Source organism: Streptomyces sp. NPDC002467 (genome assembly GCF_042889825.1).
Lineage (GTDB): Bacteria > Actinomycetota > Actinomycetes > Streptomycetales > Streptomycetaceae > Streptomyces.
Genome location: NZ_JBIARJ010000008.1, coordinates 268,012 through 290,301 on the forward strand (window position 1 = coordinate 268,012; position 22,290 = coordinate 290,301).

Annotated in this window: 23 protein-coding genes; 7 read left to right on the forward strand and 16 right to left on the reverse strand. The window is 71.5% G+C overall.

Annotated elements, in window-relative coordinates:
• Nucleotides 1-14 precede the first annotated feature (14 nt).
• Both ACFYYJ_RS19220 and ACFYYJ_RS19225 read right to left on the reverse strand, forming a co-directional pair.
• Nucleotides 15-809, reverse strand: coding sequence for a VOC family protein (locus ACFYYJ_RS19220; RefSeq protein WP_385128733.1), 795 nt, complete (start codon nucleotides 807-809; stop codon nucleotides 15-17).
• 116 nt (nucleotides 810-925) lie between these two features.
• A complete protein-coding gene (locus ACFYYJ_RS19225; RefSeq protein ID WP_389133891.1) occupies nucleotides 926-1,180 on the reverse strand; it encodes a hypothetical protein in 255 nt (84 codons plus the stop codon).
• A gap of 32 nt (nucleotides 1,181-1,212) precedes the next feature.
• Between ACFYYJ_RS19225 and ACFYYJ_RS19230 the strand changes: the two genes are divergently transcribed.
• Complete coding sequence (locus ACFYYJ_RS19230; protein WP_385128731.1) at nucleotides 1,213-1,839, forward strand: flavin reductase family protein; 627 nt, start codon at nucleotides 1,213-1,215, stop codon at nucleotides 1,837-1,839.
• Between the two features lie 141 nt (nucleotides 1,840-1,980).
• Nucleotides 1,981-2,913, forward strand: a complete 933-nt coding sequence (locus ACFYYJ_RS19235; protein ID WP_385128746.1) for a D-alanyl-D-alanine carboxypeptidase family protein — start codon at nucleotides 1,981-1,983, stop codon at nucleotides 2,911-2,913.
• 138 nt (nucleotides 2,914-3,051) lie between these two features.
• Here the strand turns inward: ACFYYJ_RS19235 and ACFYYJ_RS19240 are convergent, their stop codons facing one another.
• Genes ACFYYJ_RS19240 through ACFYYJ_RS19250 form a run of 3 tightly spaced genes read right to left on the reverse strand, consistent with a single transcriptional unit; the run spans nucleotide 3,052 to nucleotide 6,258 of the window.
• Nucleotides 3,052-4,119, reverse strand: a complete 1,068-nt coding sequence (locus ACFYYJ_RS19240; protein ID WP_385363645.1) for a Zn-dependent alcohol dehydrogenase — start codon at nucleotides 4,117-4,119, stop codon at nucleotides 3,052-3,054.
• Nucleotides 4,116-5,333, reverse strand: a complete 1,218-nt coding sequence (locus ACFYYJ_RS19245; RefSeq protein ID WP_389133895.1) for an acyl-CoA dehydrogenase family protein — start codon at nucleotides 5,331-5,333, stop codon at nucleotides 4,116-4,118. Before ACFYYJ_RS19245 ends, ACFYYJ_RS19240 begins: the two co-directional genes overlap by 4 nt.
• Nucleotides 5,334-5,346: 13 nt before the next feature.
• Complete coding sequence (locus ACFYYJ_RS19250; RefSeq protein WP_385128728.1) at nucleotides 5,347-6,258, reverse strand: SDR family oxidoreductase; 912 nt, start codon at nucleotides 6,256-6,258, stop codon at nucleotides 5,347-5,349.
• Nucleotides 6,259-6,412: 154 nt separating this feature from the next.
• On the opposite strand from ACFYYJ_RS19250, the gene ACFYYJ_RS19255 reads away from it, so the two are divergent.
• Entirely contained in the window at nucleotides 6,413-7,339 is a 927-nt protein-coding gene (locus tag ACFYYJ_RS19255) for a cyclase family protein (protein ID WP_385128727.1), read from the forward strand.
• A 615-nt stretch (nucleotides 7,340-7,954) separates the two neighbouring features.
• Complete coding sequence (locus tag ACFYYJ_RS19260; RefSeq protein WP_385128726.1) at nucleotides 7,955-8,665, forward strand: hypothetical protein; 711 nt, start codon at nucleotides 7,955-7,957, stop codon at nucleotides 8,663-8,665.
• Nucleotides 8,666-8,793: 128 nt separating this feature from the next.
• Here ACFYYJ_RS19260 and ACFYYJ_RS19265 read toward each other — a convergent pair whose 3' ends face one another.
• The 7 genes from ACFYYJ_RS19265 to ACFYYJ_RS19295 form a co-directional block, all read right to left on the reverse strand.
• Nucleotides 8,794-9,120, reverse strand: coding sequence for a hypothetical protein (locus tag ACFYYJ_RS19265; RefSeq protein WP_389133898.1), 327 nt, complete (start codon nucleotides 9,118-9,120; stop codon nucleotides 8,794-8,796).
• 26 nt (nucleotides 9,121-9,146) lie between these two features.
• Nucleotides 9,147-9,569, reverse strand: coding sequence for a hypothetical protein (locus tag ACFYYJ_RS19270; protein WP_389133899.1), 423 nt, complete (start codon nucleotides 9,567-9,569; stop codon nucleotides 9,147-9,149).
• A gap of 72 nt (nucleotides 9,570-9,641) precedes the next feature.
• A complete protein-coding gene (locus ACFYYJ_RS19275) occupies nucleotides 9,642-10,049 on the reverse strand; it encodes a VOC family protein (protein WP_389133902.1) in 408 nt (135 codons plus the stop codon).
• Nucleotides 10,050-10,353: 304 nt separating this feature from the next.
• Nucleotides 10,354-10,836: an ATP-binding protein gene (locus ACFYYJ_RS19280; RefSeq protein ID WP_389133905.1), complete on the reverse strand. Its 483-nt coding sequence runs from the start codon at nucleotides 10,834-10,836 to the stop codon at nucleotides 10,354-10,356.
• 348 nt (nucleotides 10,837-11,184) lie between these two features.
• Nucleotides 11,185-12,096, reverse strand: coding sequence for an acyl-CoA dehydrogenase family protein (locus ACFYYJ_RS19285; RefSeq protein WP_385363653.1), 912 nt, complete (start codon nucleotides 12,094-12,096; stop codon nucleotides 11,185-11,187).
• A 5-nt stretch (nucleotides 12,097-12,101) separates the two neighbouring features.
• The gene (locus ACFYYJ_RS19290) at nucleotides 12,102-13,256 is read right to left on the reverse strand and encodes an acyl-CoA dehydrogenase (RefSeq protein ID WP_385363654.1); all 1,155 of its coding nucleotides are present in this window, start codon (nucleotides 13,254-13,256) and stop codon (nucleotides 12,102-12,104) included.
• Nucleotides 13,256-14,470 (reverse strand): amidohydrolase family protein, encoded by a 1,215-nt coding sequence (locus ACFYYJ_RS19295; RefSeq protein WP_385128719.1) that lies wholly within the window; start codon nucleotides 14,468-14,470, stop codon nucleotides 13,256-13,258. The genes ACFYYJ_RS19290 and ACFYYJ_RS19295 overlap by 1 nt, the downstream gene beginning before the upstream one ends.
• Before the next feature lie 155 nt (nucleotides 14,471-14,625).
• Here ACFYYJ_RS19295 and ACFYYJ_RS19300 point away from each other — a divergent pair, with 155 nt between their 5' ends.
• Complete coding sequence (locus ACFYYJ_RS19300) at nucleotides 14,626-16,221, forward strand: class I adenylate-forming enzyme family protein (protein WP_389133910.1); 1,596 nt, start codon at nucleotides 14,626-14,628, stop codon at nucleotides 16,219-16,221.
• A gap of 261 nt (nucleotides 16,222-16,482) precedes the next feature.
• Here the strand turns inward: ACFYYJ_RS19300 and ACFYYJ_RS19305 are convergent, their stop codons facing one another.
• Together ACFYYJ_RS19305 and ACFYYJ_RS19310 are read right to left on the reverse strand one after the other, a co-directional pair.
• Nucleotides 16,483-17,793 carry a maleylpyruvate isomerase N-terminal domain-containing protein gene (locus tag ACFYYJ_RS19305; RefSeq protein WP_389133913.1) on the reverse strand — a complete coding sequence of 437 codons (1,311 nt, stop codon included), beginning with the start codon at nucleotides 17,791-17,793 and terminating at the stop codon, nucleotides 16,483-16,485.
• Nucleotides 17,790-18,371, reverse strand: coding sequence for a sigma-70 family RNA polymerase sigma factor (locus ACFYYJ_RS19310; RefSeq protein WP_385128716.1), 582 nt, complete (start codon nucleotides 18,369-18,371; stop codon nucleotides 17,790-17,792). Before ACFYYJ_RS19310 ends, ACFYYJ_RS19305 begins: the two co-directional genes overlap by 4 nt.
• A 341-nt stretch (nucleotides 18,372-18,712) precedes the next feature.
• On the opposite strand from ACFYYJ_RS19310, the gene ACFYYJ_RS19315 reads away from it, so the two are divergent.
• A complete protein-coding gene (locus tag ACFYYJ_RS19315; RefSeq protein WP_385363657.1) occupies nucleotides 18,713-19,231 on the forward strand; it encodes an EF-hand domain-containing protein in 519 nt (172 codons plus the stop codon).
• A gap of 168 nt (nucleotides 19,232-19,399) precedes the next feature.
• On the opposite strand, the gene purU is transcribed toward ACFYYJ_RS19315, so the two are convergent.
• Both purU and ACFYYJ_RS19325 read right to left on the reverse strand, forming a co-directional pair.
• Nucleotides 19,400-20,290: a formyltetrahydrofolate deformylase gene (purU, locus tag ACFYYJ_RS19320; RefSeq protein WP_385128714.1), complete on the reverse strand. Its 891-nt coding sequence runs from the start codon at nucleotides 20,288-20,290 to the stop codon at nucleotides 19,400-19,402.
• 65 nt (nucleotides 20,291-20,355) lie between these two features.
• Nucleotides 20,356-20,802 carry a hypothetical protein gene (locus tag ACFYYJ_RS19325; RefSeq protein WP_385128745.1) on the reverse strand — a complete coding sequence of 149 codons (447 nt, stop codon included), beginning with the start codon at nucleotides 20,800-20,802 and terminating at the stop codon, nucleotides 20,356-20,358.
• A gap of 196 nt (nucleotides 20,803-20,998) precedes the next feature.
• Here ACFYYJ_RS19325 and ACFYYJ_RS19330 point away from each other — a divergent pair, with 196 nt between their 5' ends.
• Nucleotides 20,999-22,288: an ABC transporter substrate-binding protein gene (locus ACFYYJ_RS19330; RefSeq protein ID WP_389133916.1), complete on the forward strand. Its 1,290-nt coding sequence runs from the start codon at nucleotides 20,999-21,001 to the stop codon at nucleotides 22,286-22,288.
• Nucleotides 22,289-22,290: the final 2 nt, after the last annotated feature.

The following is a 22,290-nucleotide window of genomic DNA, read 5'->3' on the forward strand; positions in this document are numbered from 1 at the left end:
GACGCCCGCACCCACTACATCCGCGGGTCCGGCCTCAGCAGCGCGAACACCGCCCCCGCCGGGTCCGATCCCCAGGCGATGCGTCCGACGCCCGGCACGTCCACGGCGGGCATCAGCACCTCACCGCCGTTGCCCTCGATCGCCACGGCGGCGGCGTCGACATCGGCCGCGTTGAAGTACGGCACCCAGCGCGGCAGCATGTTCGACGCGCCGCCCGCGCCCTCGCCCAGCGGCGCGATCCCCCCGAAGGACGTCATCTGCTTGTCGCCCTCCGCCGTGCTCAGTACCCGGTACGTCATGCCGGGCGTCTGCATCTCCTCGTGCCGCCAGCCGAAGAGCCCGTAGTAGAAGGCGATGGCCGAATCGGGGTCGGGGACGTGCAGTTCGACCCACACCAGGCTGTTCACCGCGGACGTCAGCTCCAGCCCGCCCGTCTTCCCCGGCTGCCAGCACGCGAACTGCGCGCCCTGCGGGTCGGTGAACTGCGCCAGCCATCCCTCGCCCATCACGTCCATGGGCTCCGCGCGCACCGTCCCGCCCACGTCCTTGACGGCCTTGGCCGTGGCCCGGATGTCGGGGGTGTCGAAGTACGTCATCCACGCGGAGGCCGCGCCGGCCTCCGTCAGGGGTCCGACCGCGGCCACGGTCTTCCCCGCCACCTGGAAGAACCCGTACCCGCCCGCCTCGGGACCGGCGGATACGAACTCCCAGCCGAAGACGGACCGGTAGAACGCGGCGGAGGCGTCGACGTCGGGGCTGCCGAGGTCGAGCCAGTTGGGTGATCCGGTACGGAAGTCGGTGCCGAGCATGGGCGACTCTCCCAAGGTGGTGAGGATTCGGGTGCGCCCGACACGATGCCGAACCCCGCGCGCCCGAGGACGTACCCGCCGCCCACCGGCCGGGGGCTTCACCCGAGTGGAGGCACCTACCCGGCCGTGGAGGGGGACGGGGCGGAGGCCGGGGCAGGGGCGGAGGCCGGGGCCGGGACGTCCCGCAGGGAGGGCAGGTCGCGGAACTGGTCGTGGAAGGCGGCCTTCAGCTCCGGGGAACGTTCCTCCGCCTCCCTGAACGCGTCGTCCCCCGCCCCGCCCGCGAGCAGCTCGCCGAGCCGCCTCGCCGGCCGGTCCGGGTGGGTCGTGGACAGCAGGCGGCGCAGCCGCGGGGTCCCACACCTTCCCATCTGACGCTCCGTCAGGTTCAATCGTGGATGTGATGGGACACGCAGGGATGGCGGCCACCGTCGTCCGATACCTCAGGTCAGTAGGCTCCCCCACCTCCACCGCGGCGGAAGCGGAGTCCGTGGACGTTCTGCCGCGCCCCGACCTGCGGGCCGTCGGGGAGGACGAACGCGCCCCCGTGAGCCCCGCCGAGTTCCGCGCCGTGCTCGGGAACTTCGCCAGCGGGGTCACCGTCATCACCGCCCCGCCCGGCGAGGGGGAGGACGGGCCGGCCGGCTTCGCCTGCCAGTCGTTCGCCTCGCTCTCCCTCGACCCGCCGCTGGTCACCTTCATGGTGGCCCGTACGTCGACCACCTGGCCCCGCATCGCGCGCGCCGGGGTGTTCTGCGTGAACATCCTCGGCGCCGAACAGGGCGAGCTGTGCCGGGCCTTCGCCGTCAGCGGTGCCGACAAGTTCGCCGGGGTGGGCCACAGCCCCGCCCCCGCCACCGGGTCGCCGCAACTCGACGACGTGCCCGCCTGGATCGACTGCCGGATCCACGCCGTCCACACCGGCGGCGACCACCTCATCGTCGTGGGCCGGGTCGAGGCCATGGGCGCGGCCGGCGAGGACGGCCCGCTGCTGTTCCACAAGGGCAGGTTCGGGCGGTTCAGCTCCTGAACGCCCCCGCCCGGCGAACACCCGTCTGCAAAGCAGGCTACCGATGCGTAAGCTCCCCCCGAGGGGCCGAGGGACCCAGCTGTCGTCCCGGCCTCTCGATTTCCACTATTCCAGGGGGGATTTGGCTTGATTTTGAATATGATGCGCCGCGCGCGCGGCGCAGTCGCCGTCGGCGTCGCCACCGGAGCCCTGCTCGTCGCCGCCGTACCGGCCGCGTCGGCCGCGCCGACCGCCGCGCCTCCGAACACGGCCGCCGGCTCGATCCTGATCGACGGCACCACGGGGGCCACGCTCAACGCCAAGAACGCCGACACCAAGCGGCAGGGCGCGAGCACCACGAAGATCATGACGGCCGCTCTGGTCATCCGCATGCCCGGTGTGGACCTCAACAAGAAGGTCACCATCAAGCAGGAGTACCTGGACTACGTCGTCCGGGAGGGCGCGAGCACCGCCCACCTCAAGGCCGGCGCCACGCCGACCGTCCGTCAGCTCCTCTACGGCCTGATGCTGCCGTCGGGCTGCGACGCGGCCTACGCGCTCGCCGACACCTTCGGCAAGGGCGCGACCACGGCGGACCGCACCAAGGACTTCATCGCGCAGATGAACGCGAAGGCGAAGGCCCTGGGCATGACCCGGACCACCTACGACTCCTTCGACGGCATCTCGCCGACGGGCAACAACCTCACGACCCCGCGCGACATGGCGAAGCTGACCAAGTACGCGATGATGGGCACCACGTTCCCGGCGATCGTGAAGTCCACGTCGTACAGCAGCGGTGGCACCTCCACCGACGCCACCTGGTACAACACCAACCTGCTCATCCGCGAGCGTCCCACCGGCTACGCGTACCCGGGTGCCATCGGCGTCAAGACCGGTACCGGCACCGCCGCGGGCAAGTGCCTCGTCTTCTCCGCGACCCGCAACGGCAAGACCGTCATCGGCGTCATGCTGAACGACGAGGAGCGCTACGCGGACGCCATGAAGCTCATGGACTGGGCGCTCGGCGCGAGCGCCGGCTCCGGGGCGGCGCTGCAGCGCAGCAACACCGAGCCGATCCCCGACGTCCTCGACTGACGTTGACGTCGGCCTTGATCGGGTCGCTCTGATCGACAGCTCCTCCACCGGCGGGTACGACCACCCGCCGGCGGGGGAGCTCCGTCGTTCCCGGGCCCGTCCGTACCGGACCCGGACCCGGACCCGGACCGGGGCCCGTCAGAAGGTGAGCACGCCCCGCGCCACCCGCCCGTGGTGGGCGTCGTCGACGGCCTTCGCGAAGTCCTCGACCGGGTAGACCTCCGTGACCAGCTCGTCCAGCAGCAGCCGGCCCTGCCGGTAGAGCTCTGCGTAGAGCGCGATGTCGCGCTGCGGGCGCGAGGAGCCGTACCGGCAGCCCATGATGGTCTTGTCCAGGTACATCGAGGAGACCTGGAAGGACGCCTCCTCCTTGAAGCCGGGCACGCCGAGCAGGATCGCCTGCCCGTGCCGGTCCAGGAGGTCGATGGCCTGGCGGATCAGCTTGACGTTGCCCACGCACTCGAAGGCGTGGTCCGCGCCCGTCGGGAGGACCTCCTTCACCGCGGCCGAGGAGTCCGCCACCGCGGACGCGTCGATGAAGTGCGTGGCCCCGAACTGCCGGGCCACCGCCTCCTTCGCCGGGTTCGCGTCGACCGCCACGATGGTGGTGGCGCCCGCGATCCGCGCGCCCTGGAGCACGTTCAGCCCGATCCCGCCGGTGCCGATGACGACCACCGACTCGCCCCGGTCCACCCGGGCCCGGTTCAGGACCGCGCCCACGCCCGTCAGCACCCCGCAGCCGATCAGCGCCGCCGAGGTCAGCGGGATGTCCGCCGGGATCTTCACCGCCTGCACGGCCTTGACGATCGTGCGCTCCGCGAACGCCGAGTTCGACGCGAACTGGTACAGCGGCTTCCCGCCCCGCGAGAAGGGCTGCCCCGGCATCCCGATCGCCTTGCGGCACATCGTGGGCCGCCCCCGGTCGCAGTCCGCGCACGCCCCGCAGTTGGCCAGCGTGGACAGCGCCACGTGGTCCCCGGGCGCCACGTGCGTGACCCCGGAGCCGACCGCCTCCACGACCCCCGCGCCCTCGTGGCCGAGGACGACCGGCGGCGGGAAGGGGATCGTCCCGTCGATCACCGAGAGGTCGCTGTGGCACAACCCGGCCGCCGCTATCGCGACCAGCACCTCCCCCGGCCCCGGGTCCCGGATCTCCAGGTCGTCGACCACCTGCGCCTGCTTGCCGTCGAATACGACGCCTCTCACCGCGACTCCTTAGGCAGGCCGAGCACGCGCTCGGCGATGATGTTCCGCTGGATCTCGTCCGAACCGCCGTAGATCGTGTCGGCACGGGTGAACAGGAACAGCCGCTGCTCCTCGTCGAGTCCGAGCTCGTACGGGAGCCCGGGCGCCCAGGGCGCCCTGGCCGGCCCGGCCGTCGCCGCCGCGCCCCTGACCTCGACCGCGAGCTCGCCGAGCCGCTTGTGCCAGCCGCCCCACAGCAGCTTGGCCACGCTCGGGGCCCCCGGATCCCCCTCGGCGCCCAGGGTGCGCAGGGCGTTCCACCGCATCGTGCGCAGCTCCGCCCACTGGCGCACGAGCCGGTCCCGCAGTACGGGATCGTCCCCGCCCGCCGCCGCGCCGGAAGCGGCGTACGAGGCAAGTACGCGCTCCAGTTCCGCCGCGAAGCCGATCTGCTGGACCAGCGTCGAGACGCCCCGTTCCAGCGCGAGCAGCCCCATGGCCACGCCCCAGCCCTCGCCCTCCGCGCCGACGACCTCGGCGGCGACCGCCCCGTCGAAGAAGACCTCGTTGAACTCCGAGGTCCCCGACATCTGGCGGATGGGCCGGACCTCGACCCGCCCCGGCTGGTCCATCCGCACGAGCAGGAACGACAGCCCCCGGTGGCGGCGCGAGCCCGGCTCGGTACGGGCCAGGACGAAGCACCAGTCGGCGTCCTGGGCGAGCGAGGTCCAGATCTTCTGGCCGGTGACCCGGTACAGCCCGTCGGCCGGGTCGCAGACCGCCGCCGTGCGGATCGCGGCGAGGTCGGAGCCGGCGCCGGGCTCGCTGTAGCCCTGGCACCACAGTTCCTCACCCGCCGCGATGCCGGGGAGGAAGCGGCCCTGCTGCTCCCGGGAGCCGTAGGCGATGAGCGTCGGCGCGAGGAGGTTCTCCCCGATGTGGCCGACCCGGCCGGGCGCGCGCAGCGCCGCGTACTCCTCGGCCCACACCACCTGCCCGGTCAGTGAGAGCCGCCGCTGCCCGTACGCCCCCTCGGGCGCGTCCCAGCCCTGCCCGATCCAGCCCCCGCGGCCCAACTCGCGCTCCCACGCGCGCCGGGCGCCGACCTCCTCGTGCTCGCTGCCCGGTCCGCCGAGGCCGACCGCCTGCGCGTACGGGCCGACGAGGTGCTCCGTCAGCCACGCCCGGGCGTGGCCGCGCAGTTCCTCGTCCTCGGCCCCGAAGCCGAAATCCACGGCGCTCCCCCCGTCAGGCGTTGGGGCGGTCCTTGGCGGCCGCCGCCTTGGCCATGGCCTCCAGCTGGGCCAGCATCGGCATCGGGTCCTTGCCGACCGTTCCGGGGAGGAAGTCGGCGATCTTCTCCGGGGTCCAGGTGCCCTCGGCGTACCCGGCGCGCAGTTCGCGCGGCTGCGCCCAGACCGCGATCTTGGGGCCGGCGATCGTGTAGACCTGCCCGGTGATGTCCTCGGCCCTGGCGCGGTCGCTGAGCAGGTAGGTGACGAGCGCGGCCACGTCCTCGGGCTCGCCGATCTCCTTGAGCTCCATGGGGACGTTGGCCGACATGCGGGTACGGGCGACGGGTGCGACGGCGTTGGCGGTGACCCCGTACTTGGCGAGCCCGAGGGCGGCGCTGCGTACGAGCGAGATGATCCCGCCCTTGGCGGCGCTGTAGTTGGCCTGGGCGACGGAGCCCTGGTGGTTGCCGCTGGTGAAGCCGATGAGCGTGCCGGTGCCCTGCTTGCGCATCACGGCGGAGGCGGCGCGGAACACGGTGAAGGTGCCCTTGAGGTGGGTGGCGACGACCGGGTCCCACTCCTCCTCGGACATGTTGAAGAGCATCCGCTCGCGCAGGATGCCGGCGACGCACACGACCCCGTCGATGCGTCCGTACCGCGCGAGCGCGGTGTCGACGATGCGCTGCCCGCCGGCCATGGTGGAGATGTCGTCCGCGACGGCGACGGCCTCGCCGCCCGCGGCGAGGATCTCCTTCACCACGCCTTCGGCGATCTCGCTGGTCGGCTCTCCGCCCTCGATGCCGACCCCGTAGTCGTTGACGACGACCTTGGCCCCCTCGGCGGCCGCGGCGAGTGCCACGGCCCGCCCGATGCCCCGGCCGGCGCCGGTGACGGCGACGACTTTGCCTGCCAAGAAGTTCCCCACGTCCGGCCCCTTCCCACGTTTTCTGACGGACCGTTAGATTCTATGGGCACGCCGACGCCGGAGCACAAGCCCCCGTTGCCTTCTCTCCACTCACCGCTCTCCGCTCTCCCCTCTCCGCCCGCCACGTTCTCCACGCAAGGAGCCGACGCCGCCCATGACCATGCCCGCCGAGTTCCACGACATCGCCAAGCGCGTCAACAACTGGGGCCGCTGGGGGGCCGAAGACGAGATCGGAACCCTCAACCTCATCACCGACGAGGTCGTCCGCGCCGCCGCGGCGGAGATCCGCAGCGGCCGCCGGATACCGCTCGCCCTGCCGCTCAAGGAGGACGGGGTCCAGGCCGGCATGATCCCCGGCCGGATCAACCCGCTGCACACGATGGTGCAGATCAACCAGGAACTCTTCGGCCCGGGCACGGTGGCGTGCAGCGACGACGCCGTGACCATGGGCCTCCAGTCCGCCACCCACTGGGACGCCCTGACCCACGTCTCCCACTCGGGCCGGATCTACAACGGCCGCCCGGCGTCCACGATCACGGCGCACGGTCGCGCCGAGTTCAGCGGCATCGACAAGGCCGGCCACATCGTCTCGCGCGGGGTCCTGCTCGACGTGGCCCGCGCGAAGGGCCTCGACCGCCTCCCGGGCGGGCACGCCGTCACCCCCGAAGACCTGGCCGAGGCGGAGGAGTTCGGCGGGGTCACGGTCCGCGCCGGCGACATCGTCCTGGTCCGCACCGGTCAGATCCAGGTCTACCTGGCGGGCGACAAGCACGGCTACGGCTTCCCGTCACCCGGCCTGTCCGTGCGCACCCCGGAGTGGTTCCACGCCCGGGACGTGGCGGCGGTCGCGAACGACACCCTGACCTTCGAGATCTTCCCGCCGGAGATCGAGAACCTCTGGCTCCCGGTGCACGCCCTCGACCTCGTCGAGATGGGCATGCACCAGGGCCAGAACTGGAACCTCGAAAAGTTGTCCACAGCCTGTGCAGAAGAAAGTCGGTACGCGTTCCTCCTCTCGGCGATGCCGGAGCCCTTCGTAGGCGCGGTGGGCACCCCGGTGGCCCCGGTGGCCATCCTCTGAACACCGGGGATCACGACAGCCGGAGCCCCGGAAGCCGGAATCACGGCGGCCGGGGCACACCGGTGGGGGTCACATCACCCAGGACCATCAGCCGGAGCCACACCGGTCGAAGCCGAACCGGTCGGAACCACATCCGCCGGAACCAGGTCCGTCGGGGTCACAACAGCCGGAGTCACGACAGCCGGGGTCACGACCGCGGGCACCTGCGGTGCGGCGGGCCCCTCCCCCGCACCCCCCACACCCTCAGACGCCCCGCACCCGGCGGCGATCAGTCCCAGTACGGTCGCCGTACCCGCCGTCACGGCCTTGATCGAGATGCGCTTGAACAACGTCCACCTCTACTGCCGCGAGTCCCTACGGGCCGTGCGCCCACGGTGTGGCGGCAGGCTGCCGAACGTATCGACGCGGCCGCAGCCGCGGCCAGGACCGGGGCCCGGAGCGGCCGGAACCGGCAGGGGCGGGACCGATTCCGGGTGCATCGGCCCGACGGGCGGGCATCCGTTCACGAGCCACCGATCCGACGCCCACGCCTTCCTGGAACCATGAGGTGTCCATGACGCGTCACTGATCGGAAGCGCACACCCCCGGTCGCCGGCGCCGCACCCAGGAGAAACGATGTCGAACCCGTACCAGGCCTTTCCACCCCCGCCATCACCCCCGCCACGCCGCAAGAACAACACCGCCGCCATCCTCGTGGTCGTCTTCGTGGTCATCGCGGCCCTCTACGGCGTCTCCCGGGCGCTCCTCGCGGACGGCTCCAAGAGCAACGGCAAGCCCTCCTCGTCCCCGACCCTGGGCGCCCCCTCGTTCAAGCCCTCCGACCCCGGCAACCCGGAGTCCTCCTCCGACACCTCCAGCGCCTGGAAGGTCGGCGACTGCGGCGGCCCGGACCCGAACGACCAGCCCGACGGCTACCGGCGCCAGAAGTGCGACGCCGCCGGCGCCACCTTCAAGGCCATCGACATCAAGGACGCCGGCATCCTCCCCGGCTCGATCCAGTGCCCGGCCGGCACCGACCTGATGATCAAGGTGAGCATCTCCTACAACGGCGGCAAGAGCAGCGGCATCCCCACCAACACCGTGTGCGGCCGCAACCTCTCCGCCGACCACCCCGGCGACGCGGGCGCCGGCGGCGGCCAGCTGGTCAAGGGCGACTGCATCACCGACCAGGCCAAGGAAATCCCCTGCGCGGGCGCCCCCAAGGGCTCATACAAGGTCCTCGGCCTCGTCAAGACGAAGGAAGAATGCCCGTCGGGCACCACGGAGCCGATGCAACTCACGATCTCGGTCGGCCGCCCGTACGACGTCATCTGCGCGGAGGGCTAGGTCTCTTTCGGATCTTGCCGGGCGGCGCGAGCCGGGCAAGATCCGGAAGAGGTGGCCTAAGCCCCCGTCGCCGACGGCGACCCCGCCGCCCGCGCGGCGGCGGGGCACGGCGCCGCAGGAGGCGGGATCTACGAGTCCTTCGAGGAGGACCGCTCACCCGCCACGAACGCCCGCGCCTCCCGCAGGTACGCCAGGCACCCGTCCACGTCCTCCGGCACGACCCGCACCCACTCCCGCATCGGATGCCCGGGCCGCGTCTCGCACGGGGCGCCGACCCCCGCCCCGACGAGCTCGGTGACGCGCCCGGCGGGCAGCTTGACCACGACGTCCTCCTCGGTGGAGAACGCGTAGAACTTCCCCCCGGTCTTCACCCCGAGCGACCGCAACATGCGCCCCCGCTCGTCGTCCGGATACTCGACGGACAGAGCCGCCACGGCCGCCTCAAAAAACTCCACGCCCGCCATTGTCCCCGCCCCGGCCGTCAATCCCAGGCATTGAACAGCGCGGCCCCCAGGGTCCTGGGCCCCCAGTACGCGATCTGCTTCGACTCGGAGGGCGACAGCGCGGAGGTGTCCCACTCCCCGAGCGGGGACAGCAGCTGCGCCGCGCTCAGCACCACGAACCCGGCGTCCCCGAACGCGGCGACGCCCCAGGCCGGCGGCTCCAGGAACTCATCGTCATACCCGTGCTTCCGTTCCTCGACGAAGGCGACCAGCGGCTGGTGCGCGTGGAACAGCACCACATGCCGCCCGCCGGCCCCGTCGACGACGGTCGCACTGTGGAAGTTGCACGGGTACATCCGCTCCGCGAAGTCCCCGGGCTGCCCGCCGGCGGCGAGGGCGGCGGCGTACCAGGCGGCCCGGCACCTGCCGACCTCGACCTCGCGCAGCGGCGCCTCGCTCACGTGCCGGACCCCCGTGGCCCCCTTCTCAAGGCGGAAGCCACCGCGCGAACCGTCCACACCCACCACCCGCCCCTAGGCGTCCGCCGCCCCGGTCTCACCGAGCACTTCCAGATAGTGCGCGTTGTACATGACCCCCAACACATTCCCAAACGGATCGACGACGGAAGCCGTCACGAACCCCGGCCCGCGCTCCACGGGGCCCTCGTACTCCGTCGCCCCCATGGCCAGCAGCCTCTCGAAGACGGCCTGCACCTCGTCGACGTGCCAGTAGACAACGGCCCCACCGACCCCGGCCACTGCCCCCTTCGGCGCGTACCGCCGGTCGATCAGCCCGAGTTCGTGCTGGTAGTCCCCCAGCCGGAACTCGGCATATCCGGGCCGCTCGAAGTACGGCTCGACCCCGAGCAGTTCGGAGTACCAGCGCTTGGCCGCGTCCAGATCGTCGGCCCAGAAACTGACCGTGGTGAGCCCTCGCAACATCCCCGTCCACTCCTCCGTCGCCACGAAACCCGGATCCCCGCCAAGGGGCCGGCCGGTCAAACACCGGCCGGCTACCTGTACCTCAGCGGCAACGCGCACGTGCGGGCACTGCTCGCCGATCGCGCCTGACCGCGCGCCCCCGCAGAGGCACTGCGGGTGGCGGCGGCGCGCATGCACGCCCCGAGCGCGGCACGGCGGCCGCCACCCCGCGACCCGCACTCGTCAAGGCAGGCCCTTGGCGTCCCCTCGCGTCGAATCGCTCCACACCAGGGTGATCAAGATGTGACGGATCGTCAATATCTCGTTAGAGGTACACGTGTGGTTCCCGACCGGAAGGGTGAATTTTCGACGGACCCGACGGACCCGACGGACCGCTCGTGGCCCCGTCCGACGCCGCCTTCTCCGCCCGGTCGACCTCGCACCAGATCCGCTTGCCCGCGCCCTCGCGCTGCCAGCCCCAGCGGTCCGCCAGGCCGTCCACCAGCTCCAGGCCCCGGCCGTTCGTGTCATCGCCGCCCGCCTGCCGCCTGGCCGGCCCCCGGTCGCTCGCGTCCGCGACCTCGACCCGTACGCCCGGCCCCCGGAACAGCATCCGCAGCACGGCCGGACAGCCCGTGTGCACGACCGCGTTCGTGACCAGTTCGGAGATCAGCAGGATCAGCGTCTCGGCGAGCGGCTCGTCATCGCCTATGCCCGACCCGGCCAGCCGCGAACGCGCCCACCGGCGGGCCCGGCCGACCTCGGCTGGGTCCGGTCCTACCTCCAGCTGAACCTGAAGCACCTGCACCGCTCACACCATCCGAACCGGCGGACACTTCGCCTCGCGACAGGATGGGATCACCCAGCGTGATCCCCGTGTCGAGCAGCATGGTTGACATACAGTCACCACAACAAGCGCTTCGGGCATATTCCCGCGCGATGCAGTGGATGTGGTGCATACTGTGCGGCTCCCGCGCCGCTCAACCGCCCGCATCGTGGGAGCGTACCGTGACGGGCCCGCCACTCCGGGCCGTTAGCGGGCGGGCGAAGGACACAAACCGATATCAACTCTCTGTAATCGGACATGCGTCCCCCGCCGTCCCGCCCGTGCCTTCCACGCCCTCCGTGCCAGTGGGCCACACAGGGCCACACGGCGCTACACGGCAGCGGACAGCAGGAGTTCGGCCGCCAGCAGCTCCTCCGCCTCCCCCGCCGTCCGCCACTGCTCCGCCCGCACCCACGCCCGCTTCAGGTGCAGGTGCACGTCCGCCTCCCACGTGAAGCCCATCCCGCCGTGCACCTGCAGGCAGTCCCGGGCGCCCCGCACCGCCGCCTCGTCCGCCAGCAGTTTCGCCGCCGCGATCTCACCGTCGTCGGACGTCACCGCCGCCGCGTAGACCGCCGTACGGGCCACCTCCGCCCGCACCAGCATCTGCGCGCACAGGTGCTTCACCGCCTGGAACGCCCCGATCGGCTGCCCGAACTGCTCGCGCTCCCCCGCGTACCGCACCGCCAGCTCCACCGTCCGCAGCGCGCTGCCGACCTGCAGCGCCGCCGTCAGCAGCGCCCCCTCGGAGCGGTACGACGACACGTCCGCGTACGAGGAGACCCGGTGCAGCGGGGTCAGCGGGTCCGCGGAGCGCACCGGAGAACCGGCGGGGACGCCCTCGGCCCCCAGCACCGCGTCCGCCTCCCCCGCGTACGCCACCAGGCCCCCGCCCAGGTCGCACGCCGTCACCACCGCCGTGCCCTCGGCCGCCCCCGGGACCACTCCGGCGGCCAGGTGCGTGGCCACCAGCGGCCCCGGCAGCAGCACCCGCCCGGCCTCCTCGAAGACCAGCACGGCCTCCGCGAGCCCGAGGCCCACACCCCCCTCGGACTCCGGCAGGCGCAGCGCGAAGAACCCCGCCTCGCCCAGCTCCCGCCACAGCGCACGGTCGACCACGGGAACACCCGCGTCCGCACCCTCCACCGACGCCCGCAGCGCCTCGCGCCCGTACCGGCCCTGCAGCAGGTCCCGTACGCCCGCCCGCAGGTCCGCCTGCTCCTCCGTCGGCTGGAAGTCCACGCCCCTCACCGGCCCTTCGGGAGGCCGAGGATCCGCTCGGCCACGATGTTCTGCTGGATCTGCGAGGTGCCGGCCGCGATCGTGTACGAGAGCGAGGAGAGCCGGTCCAGCGTCCACTCCTCCTCCAGCACCAGGGACGACGCCCCCAGCACCTCCGCCGCCACCTCGTACAGCTCCTGCCGCGCGTGCGAGTACGCCAGCTTGAAGACCGAGCCGCCGATGCCGGGGACCCCGCCCGCCCGCTGCGCCTCGCTCACGTTCCACTGCGTGAGCCGCCACAGCGCGCCGAACTCCCCGTACAGCCGCCCCAGCCTGCGCCGCAGCACCGGATCGTCCCAACGGCCGTTCGCCCGGGCCGCCACGGCCAGCTCGCCCAGGGTGCGGCGACAGGCCACGACCTCGCCGACGAAGGCGGTGCCCCGCTCGAAGGACAGCGTCACCATGGTGACCCGCCAGCCGTCGTTCTCCGCGCCGACGCGGTTCACGACCGGGACCCGGACCTCGTCGAGGAACACCTCCGCGAACTCCGTCGACCCGGCGAGCGTCCGCAGCGGCCGCACCGTCACCCCCGGTGCGTCCATCGGCATGGCCAGCCAGGAGATCCCCCGGTGCTTCGGGGCCGCCGGATCGGTCCGCACCAGCAGCTCGCACCAGTCGGCGACCTCCGCGTGCGAGGTCCAGATCTTCGACCCCGTGATCACGTACTCGTCGCCGTCGCGGACCGCGCGCGTACGCAGCGAGGCCAGGTCGGAGCCCGCGTCCGGCTCGCTGAAGCCCTGGCACCACACCTCGTCCCCGCGCAGCACGGGCGGCAGCCAGCGCGCCCGCTGCTCCGCCGTGCCCTCGGCCGCGATGGTCGGTCCGGCGTGCAGCAGCCCGACGAAGTTCGCGCCGACGTACGGGGCTCCCGCGCGCTCGGTCTCCTCCAGGTAGATCAGGTGCTGCGTCGGCGTGGCCCCGCGGCCGCCCGCGTCCACCGGCCAGTGCAGGCCCGCGTACCCGGCCTCGTACAGCCTGCGCTGCCAGCCCATGTCGTACGCCCGCCGACCCGGCCAGTCGTCGGGGGACGGCTTGGGGGGAAGCTCGGGCAGCACCTTCGCGAGCCATTCGCGCAGCCGCGCCCGGAACTCCCGCTCCTCCTCGGTGTAGGTCAGGTCCACTACTTGACCCGCCCCCGGTCCTTGTCGAGGTCCAGGCCGAGCATGCGGATGGCGTTGCCGCGCATCAGCTTGTAGATCGTCTCGTCGTCCAGCCCCTTCACGTGGTCGAGGGCGACGTCCTTGGTGTGCGGGAAGGTCGAGTCCACGTGCGGGTAGTCGGTCTCGAAGGTGGCGTTGTCGCGGCCCACCACGTCCAGCGAGGCGATGCCGTGCTTGTCGCGGAAGAAGCAGCAGAACATCTGCCGGTAGTAGTACGTGGACGGCGGCTCGGGGATCAGATCGCGCACCCCGCCCCACGCCCGGTGCTCCTGCCAGACGTCGTCCGCGCGCTCCAGGGCGTACGGGATCCAGCCCATCTGGCCCTCGCTGTACGCCAGCTTCAGCGTCGGGAACTTCACCAGCACCCCGCTGAAGAGGAAGTCCATCATCGAGGCCATGGCGTTGTTGAAGCTGAGCGAGGCCTGCACGGCGGGCGGCGCGTCCGGGGAGGCGGCGGGCATCTGGGAGCTGGACCCGATGTGCATGTTGATCACCGTGCCGGTCTCCTGGCAGACGGCGAAGAAGGGGTCCCAGTAGCCGGAGTGGATGGACGGCAGTCCGAGGTACGTCGGAATCTCCGAGAAGGTCACGGCGCGCACACCGCGGGCGGCGTTGCGCCGGATCTCCGCGACCGCGAGGTCGATGTCCCAGAGCGGGATGATGCAGAGCGGGATCAGCCGGCCGCCGCTGTCACCGCACCACTCCTCGACCATCCAGTCGTTGTACGCGCGCACGCAGGCGAGCGCGACCTCCTTGTCGTGGGCCTCGGCGAAGGTCTGCCCGCAGAAGCGCGGGAAGGTCGGGAAGCACAGCGAGGCCTCCACGTGGTTGAGGTCCATGTCGGCGAGCCGCGCCTTGGGGTCCCAGCAGCCGCGCCGCATCTCCTCGCGGGTGATCCCCTCCAACGTCATGTCGTCGCGGTCGAAGCCGACGGCGGCGATGTTGCGCTTGTACGGGAACTTCAGGTCCTCGTAGATCCACCAGTCGGTCGGCGGGCCGTCGGGGTCCATGGTGATCACGTACTTGCCGCCGGTGTACTCCAGCTCGCCGATGCCGGCGGTGAGCGCCTTGGGGCCTCGGTCGCGGTACTTGGCCGGCAGCCAGACGTCGAAGAGGTGGGCGGGTTCGATCACGTGGTCGTCGACGCTGACGATCCGAGGCAGTTCCAGTCCCATTGGCCGTCTCCCCATTCCCGTACACGCATCCGTCGATCCATCAATCTGATGGATCGTCAGAAACAAGCTAGCCCCGCCACCCCTGGACCGACAAGCGCCGGCGCTCTACGCTCTCCGCTTGATCTGACTATCCGTCAGCTATGGGGAGGTCTGGGATGACGGAGACGCCGGGCACGGCCACCGACACCGGCAGGAGCACGGGCGACACGGCCACCGCCACCGAACTGGGCCGCAGCGCCACCCTCTGGGAACTCGTCGCCCGCCGGGCAGCGCTCAGCCCCCGCACCACCGCCCTCATCGAGGCCGCCGAGGACCCCGCTGCCGACCGCACGCTCACCTTCGGCGAGCTCCGCGACCGCGCCGAGCGCGTCGCCGCCGGCCTCTACGACATGGGCGTACGCCGCGGCACCGTCGTCGCCTGGCAGCTGCCCACCCGCATCGAGACGGTGCTCCTCTCGATCGCCCTCGCCCGCATCGGCGCCGTCCAGTCCCCCGTCATCCCCTTCTACCGCGACCGGGAGGTCGGCTTCGCGCTGCGCGAGTCCAAGGCCGAGTTCTTCGCCGTCCCCGGCACCTGGCGGGGGTACGACCACACCGCGATGGCCTCCCGGCTCGGCGCGCGCGGCGTCTTCGAGGCGTACGAGACCCTCCCCGACGGCGACCCGGACCTGCTCCCCCCGCCGCCCGCCACCGGCACCGACGTCCGGTGGATCTACTGGACCTCCGGCACCACCTCCGACCCCAAGGGCGTACTGCACACGGACCGCTCCCTGATCGCCGGCGGCTCCTGCCTCGCGCACGCCCTGCACCTGACCCCGTCGGACGTCGGCTCGATGGCCTTCCCGTTCGCGCACATAGCCGGGCCCGACTACACCGTGATGCTGCTCCTCTACGGCTTCCCGGCCGTCCTCTTCGAGAAGTTCGCGATGCCGGACGCCCTCGACGGCTACCGCCGCCACGGCGTCACCGTCGCCGGCGGCTCCACCGCCTTCTACTCGATGTTCCTCACGGAACAACGCAAGGCCCCCACCACCCCCCTCATCCCCACCCTCCGCCTCCTCGCGGGCGGCGGCGCCCCCAAACCGCCGGAGGTCTACCACGCCGTCGTACGCGAGCTCGGCTGCCAGTTGACCCACGGCTACGGCATGACCGAAGTCCCGATGATCACCATGGGCGCCCCGGACGACACCCCCGAAAACCTCGCCACCACCGAGGGCCGCCCTCCGGAGGGCATGTCGATCCGCATCACCACCCCCGACGGCACCCCGCTCCCCCCGAACACGGACGGCGAGGTCCGCCTCCGCGGTGAAGCGGTCTGCCAGGGCTACCTCAACACCGACCAGTCATCCGAGGTCTTCGACCAGGACGGCTACCTGATCACGGGCGACCTCGGCCACCTCACCCCGGACGGCTACCTGGTCCTCACGGGCCGCAGCAAGGACGTCATCATCCGCAAGGGCGAGAACATCTCGGCGAAGGAGATCGAGGACCTCCTCCACCAACTCCCGGCCGTGGCGGACGTGGCCGTCATCGGCCTCCCCGATCCCATCCGGGGCGAACGCGTCTGCGCGGTCGTCGAACAACCCCCGGGAGCCACCCCCCTGACCCTCCCCCAACTCACGTCCTACCTCCGCACCCAGGGCCTGTCCCCCCACAAACTCCCCGAACAACTGGAACTCCTGGACTCCCTCCCCCGCAACGACGCCTTGCGCAAGGTCCTCAAATACAAACTGCGGGAGCGGTACGCCTGAGGGGGCGGGGGCGGAGGCGGGGGCGAGGGTCCTTTACGGCGCCGACCGACCGGGGCACCGACCACCCCCACCCCCGACCGCCCTTGCGGCGAGGCTCCGGGTGACCGCCGCAAACAGACACCCCGGCCCGAACAGCCAAAGCCCCCTCCCGGAACGACGCCCGCCACGGCCCCACCCGCACCCGGAGGCGGGTGGGCAGCCGCCGAGCCGGAGGGGCGGGCCCAAAAAGAGAAGGTCCCGACCGCGCGTCGACCCGTACCCCTACAGCCGGCTCAGCGAAGCCGCCGCGAAGAGGACGTCCCTGATTGCCTCGCGGTCGCCGTGTTGGCCTACCGCCGCCTCCTCCGGGGAGATGTGGCCCGCGGCCAGCTGGCAGAACTCCATACCGTCCAGGGCGATCTCCGCCACCGTGCGCTCCGCCGACGGCTTCGCTCCCGGCGAGTCCAGGGCGATGTCCCAGCCGCCTCCGCCCGCGCCCTCGATCTCCAGGTGGAGCGTGCGGCCCGGGGCGCCCGCCGCGACCAGGCCGCGGGCCGGGGCCGCCAGGCCCGCGCGGCGGCGCTGGGCCAGGGCGGACGGGAGCAGGCGGGCCGCCAGGTCGATCATGCGGTGCAGGTGGGGGCCGGACGGCGGCTCGTACGGGTAGTCCACCGCCTCCGCGATGTCCCACGCGTGCACCCAGCACTCGAAGGCCCGCTCCAGGAACGCGTCCCCGAGGGGCAGCACGAAGGGGCCGTAGTCCACGGACAGTTCCGCGGCTCCCCTCCCGGCGAAGGACACCGTGCGCACCAGGGTGTGCCCCTGGTCCCGCCACGGCTCGCGGACCTGGCGCGTCGTCGGGTACGACGAGACGCTCCAGAAGTGCTCGGTGCGGGCGGACGGGTCGCCCTTCGGCGCGTCGGGGCCGAGCGGATCGTCCAGGCCGAGGGCGCCCGCGACCAGCCCGTCGTCCGTGAGCAGGTGTCCGATGACCCCGGCCACGGTGGTCCGCCGGGTGCGGCTGCGCTCGTCCTCGAACCACTTCAGGCGTACCGGGGTGTGCCATTCCGAGTCGCCGAAGTCCTGGAGCAGGGCGTCGAGCCGCGCGGTCTCGGTGTCGTACGGGCTCGCCCACACGGGCACCGGGATGCGGGCCGGCCGTTTGCCCAGGCAGTCCTCCAGCACCCGCGAGCGCAGCAGCGGCTTGAGGTCGAGGCTCTCCTCGGGGTGCAGCAGCCCGACGGCGTCGCGCAGTCGCAGCGCCTCGTCCGCGCAGGCCGCGCACTCGGTGAGGTGGTCCTCGACGGCTTGGGTCTCTTCGGAGGAGCACGCGGCCAGTGCCCACGCTCCGAGCAGGGACTTCAGCACGGAGTGCGAGGGCGGCGGCTGCGGCAGCGGCTCGGGGGCGTGCCGCGGGTCGAGGTCGTCGGCGGCTCCGCGGGGACCCGGTATCCGTGAACCGCCGCCGGGGTGGGGACGGGATCCGGGGGCTGCGCCGTCGCCACCGCCACCGTGGCCGTCGTATCCCTTGTATCCGTCGCTTCCGTCGTATCCGTCGTATCCGTCGTCGGGCGATTCGGCGGGGCCGCTCATCGGGACGTTCCATATTCGCTCGGGCCGTATCCGGGCGGCCGGGCCATGTCCTCCTGCGGGAGGGCGTTGGCGGTCGACAGCAGCTGGAGGCCGAGCCGCAACCGACGGCGCGCCTCGTCCTCGCTGATCTGGAGGTCGGCGGCGGCCTGCCGGTAGTCGCGCCGCTTGAAGTAGGCGAGTTCGAGCGCGGCGCGCAGTGGTGCGGGCATGGAGGTCACGATGTAGTCCGCGCGGGCGGCCGCGTTGGCACTGCGCACTTTCTGCTCCAGCTCTTCACGCGATCCCCGACCCAGTTCGGCCTGGCGCAGCCGTGCCACGGCCTGCCCCTGGGTGATCCGGGCGACCCAGGAACGCATCGAGCCCTGCTTGGGGTCGTAGGCGTCCGGGTTCTCCCAGATGTAGCCGAACACCTCGCGGGTGATCCGGTCCGCCGCCTTCTCGTCGCCCAGCACCCGGTGCGCGAGGCTGTGCACGAGCGAGGCGAAACGGTCGTAGAGCTCACCGAGCGCGGCCGCCTCGCCGCGCGCGAGGCGCTGTTGCATGCGGCGGTCCCAGCGCGGTGGTACGTCCTTCGCCATAAGTGCCCCCAGCCGTGGGCCGTGTGTCGACTCATCGAATGTAATGGGCACGGAGCGTCCCGCGCCCGTTTTGGGCGAACCTCGCCTCGGAAGGATGCCCTCCGTGATAGAGCCGTGGCCGGTTGTGAGCACGTGTGAGCAGTGGTGCGGATGGTGTGCGAACGGTGTTGCGGGCGGCGGCACATGGCACTGGTGTACGCGCCCCACCGCGCTCCCCGTGCGCGGGTTCGATGCGGCCACCTGCTTGACCGCTTCGCTTAACGCGCAGGCCACATAGGCCTTACGCTCCTGTCCTGTCTTGATCTGTACCCCACCGCACACGTGAAGGCGGAACGCCGAATATGGACAGCGCAGAATACGAGCGCAAGATCGCCGCCCGATTCGCCACCTTCGACCAGGATGGGTCCGGCTATATCGACCGGGAGGACTTCAGCACTGCCGCGAAGGCCGTCCTGGCCGAATTCGGCACCACCGCCCGGTCGGACAAGGGCCAGGCCGTCTTCGCGGGCGCGGAGGCGTTCTGGCAGGGAATGGCCGGGATCGCCGATGTCGACGGGGACCAGCGGGTCTCCCGCGAGGAGTTCATCACCGGTGCGGCGAAGCGGCTGCGGGACAACCCGCAGAGGTTCGCGGAGATCGCCCGGCCGTTCCTGCGGGCCGTGATCGCGGTGGCGGACGAGGACGGCGCGGGCGCGACGCCGGCCGCGGCGGCCCGTGTCCTGCGCGTGCTGGGCACCGCTCCGGAGCTGGCCGGCCAGGTGGCCGCGGCCCTCGACCCCGACGAGGACGGGCGCCTCGCGGAGGACGACGTGCTGGCGGCGTTCGCGGGGTACTGCGGTGTGGAGGCACCCGACGCCTGACGCCTCGCGGCGGGTTGGGGACGGGGGCCGGAGATGACGCTGCGCGGCATCCTGGGCTCTGCGCCCGGACCCGCGCCTCGAACGCCGGCGAGGCTGGTCTTCCAGCCCCTTCGGCGTTTGAGGAGCGGGGGTCCGGGGGCGGCGCCCCCGGCAACGGCGCCGTGACCGCTACGCGAAGACCACCGTGCGGGAGCCGTTCAGGAGGACGCGGTGTTCGCTGTGCCACTTCACCGCACGCGCGAGCGCCTGGCATTCCACGTCCCGACCCACCGCAACCAGCTGGTCCGGGGTCACCTCGTGGCCCACCCGTTCGACCTCCTGCTCGATGATCGGCCCCTCGTCGAGGTCGGCCGTCACGTAGTGGGCGGTCGCTCCGATCAGCTTCACGCCCCGCGCGTGCGCCTGGTGGTACGGCTTCGCGCCCTTGAAGCTCGGCAGGAACGAGTGGTGGATGTTGATGATCCGCCCGCTCAGCTCCTTGCACAGGGTGTCCGACAGCACCTGCATGTACCGGGCGAGCACCACGAGCTGCACGTTCTCGGCACGGACGAGTTCCAGCAGCTCCGCTTCGGCCGCCGCCTTCGTGTCCTTGGTCACCGGGATGTGCACGAACGGCACGTCGTACGAGCCCACCAGCTCCGCGAAGTCGGTGTGGTTGGAGACCACGGCCGCGATCTCGACCGGCAGCGCCCCGATCCGCGCACGGAACAGCAGGTCGTTGAGGCAGTGGCCGAACTTGGACACCATCAGGATGATCCGCATGCGCTCGTCGGCGAGGTGGATCTGCCAGTCCATCCTGAACGAGTCGCCGATCGCGGCGAAGCTCGCGCGCAGCTTCTCGACCGTCACCTCGGGCTCGGCCTCGAAGTGCACCCGCATGAAGAAGAGCCCGGTCTCCCGGTCTCCGAACTGCTGACTGTCCACGATGTTGCAGCCGGTCATGAACAGGTAGCTCGACACGGCGTGCACGATGCCCTGCTTGTCGGGGCAGGACACGGTCAGAACGTACTGGGGCAGGGGCTGGGGCTGGGCCGGGGCCTCGTTGTGCGGGTCGCTCATGACCGCACAGCCTTTCACACCGCGCCGTCACACCGCGCAGTCAGACCACGCAGCAGACCGCACCGTCACACCGCGCGCGTGAGGATCCGCAGCACTTCCAGCGAGGTCGGCCGCATGTCCGGGTCGTCCCCGTCGGCCGTGGCCATGCGTACGTGGGCCTCGCGCGCGGCGCGTACCGCCTCGGGCCAGGCGTGGTGTTCCAGGTAGGCGGAGACGGGGGCGTCGGGGCCGACCTGGTGCATGATCCGGAGCACGCGCAGGACGGCGAGGTCGACCAGGGTCGCCTCCTGCGGGTCGCGGAAGATCGTGCCGACGTACTTCTCGGCGGACCAGCTGTCGAGCCAGGTGTCCTCGACGAGCCGGTACACGGCGTCGGTGACGTCCCCGTACCCTTCGGCGCCGGCCAGCCAGGTGTCCTCGTGGAAGGCCGGATCGGAGAGCATGTGCAGCGCCGAGCGCACGTTGCCGCGCCAGCGCCACCACGGCATGTCGTTGAGGGGCATGCCGCCCATGGTGAAGGAGCGGCTGCCCCGGCGGGAAGGGTTCTTCGGGTCTTGGGCGAATGTCACGCTTTCGATCGTACGTTCCCGTTGGGCACGATCTTGAAGCGCCCGTGGAGGACGACACTCCTGTAATTCACCTTGACGTCACCCGATGTTGCGTCCATCTCACTCGTGAGTTACCTGCGGAGCGGAATGGTGCATGGACATGACCATCTCTCGACGCTCGGCATCCTTCTCCCGCACCCTGGTGGCCACGGCGATGGGTGCGTGTCTCCTGGTGGGATGCGGGGCGCTCCCAGGGGGCTCGGGGGGTTCCGGGGACACCCTCACCGTCATGACCTTCGCACCTGAAGGCACCAACGCGACCAACATGCCGGGAATGATCGGCATGGCCAAGGCGTACGAACGCTGGGTGAATTCCAAGGGCGGCATCAACGGCCGCAAGCTCCGCGTCCTGACCTGCAACGAGAAGAACACCGCCACCGGCGCCGCCGACTGCGCCCGCAAGGCCATCTCGGAGAAGGCCGTGGCCGTCGTCGGCTCATACAGCCAGCACGGACGCGCCTTCATGGCCCCGCTGGAGGTGGAGGGCATCCCCTTCATCGGCGGATACGGGGTCTCCTCCGAGGAATTCCAGTCCACCCTCTCCTACCCCGTCAACGGCGGCCAGCCCGTCCTCATCACCGGGGCCGGCCACCAGCTGGGCCACGCCTGCGAGAAGGTCGCCCTGGTCCGGCCCGACACCCTCGTCGGCGACAGCCTGCCGGTGCTGCTCAACGCCGGTCTGCGGGCCAACCAGATGCCCGACGCCTCCGACATCCGGGCCGCCGAGGACTCCGCCGACTTCACGGCGCAGGCCCGCGAGGCCCTCTCCCACACCAGCGGTGGCGGCGGCGCCAAGGACAAGAACAACGGATGCGTGACCGCGGTCCTCGGCGAGCGCACCGAGACCTTCTTCGACGCCTTCCGCCGTACCGAACCCCAGCGCAAGAAGCCCCAGATCGCCTCGGTCCTGGGCAGTGTCAGCCAGTCCCTCGTCGACCGCACCGGCGGCAAGGACAGCCCCTTCGAGGGCGCGTACGTCACCAGTTGGTACCCGGTGGCCACCGATCCGCTCTGGCAGCCGATGAAGGAGGTCATCGCCGACTTCGCCTTCGGCGACGACACCGTCGACGCCGACGACAGCGGCACGCAGACGACGTGGATCGCGTACACGGTCCTGGAGCAGATCCTCAAGGGCTTCAAGAAGGACGACGACGTCAACGCCCGCAAGGTCGCACGCGCCCTGAACCAGGTGCACGGCGTCAAGACCGGCGGCCTCACCCCCGATCTGAGCTGGCGCTACCAGGACATGCGCGCCGTCGCCGGCTTCCCCCGCATCGTCAACGGCCGGGTCACGTTCCAGGTCGTCCAGTCCGGCCGCCTCGTGGCGCAGCCGGGCGAGCAGTCCCTGGACATGACCCCGACCCTGGAACAGACGCCCCGGAGCGCGTAGCG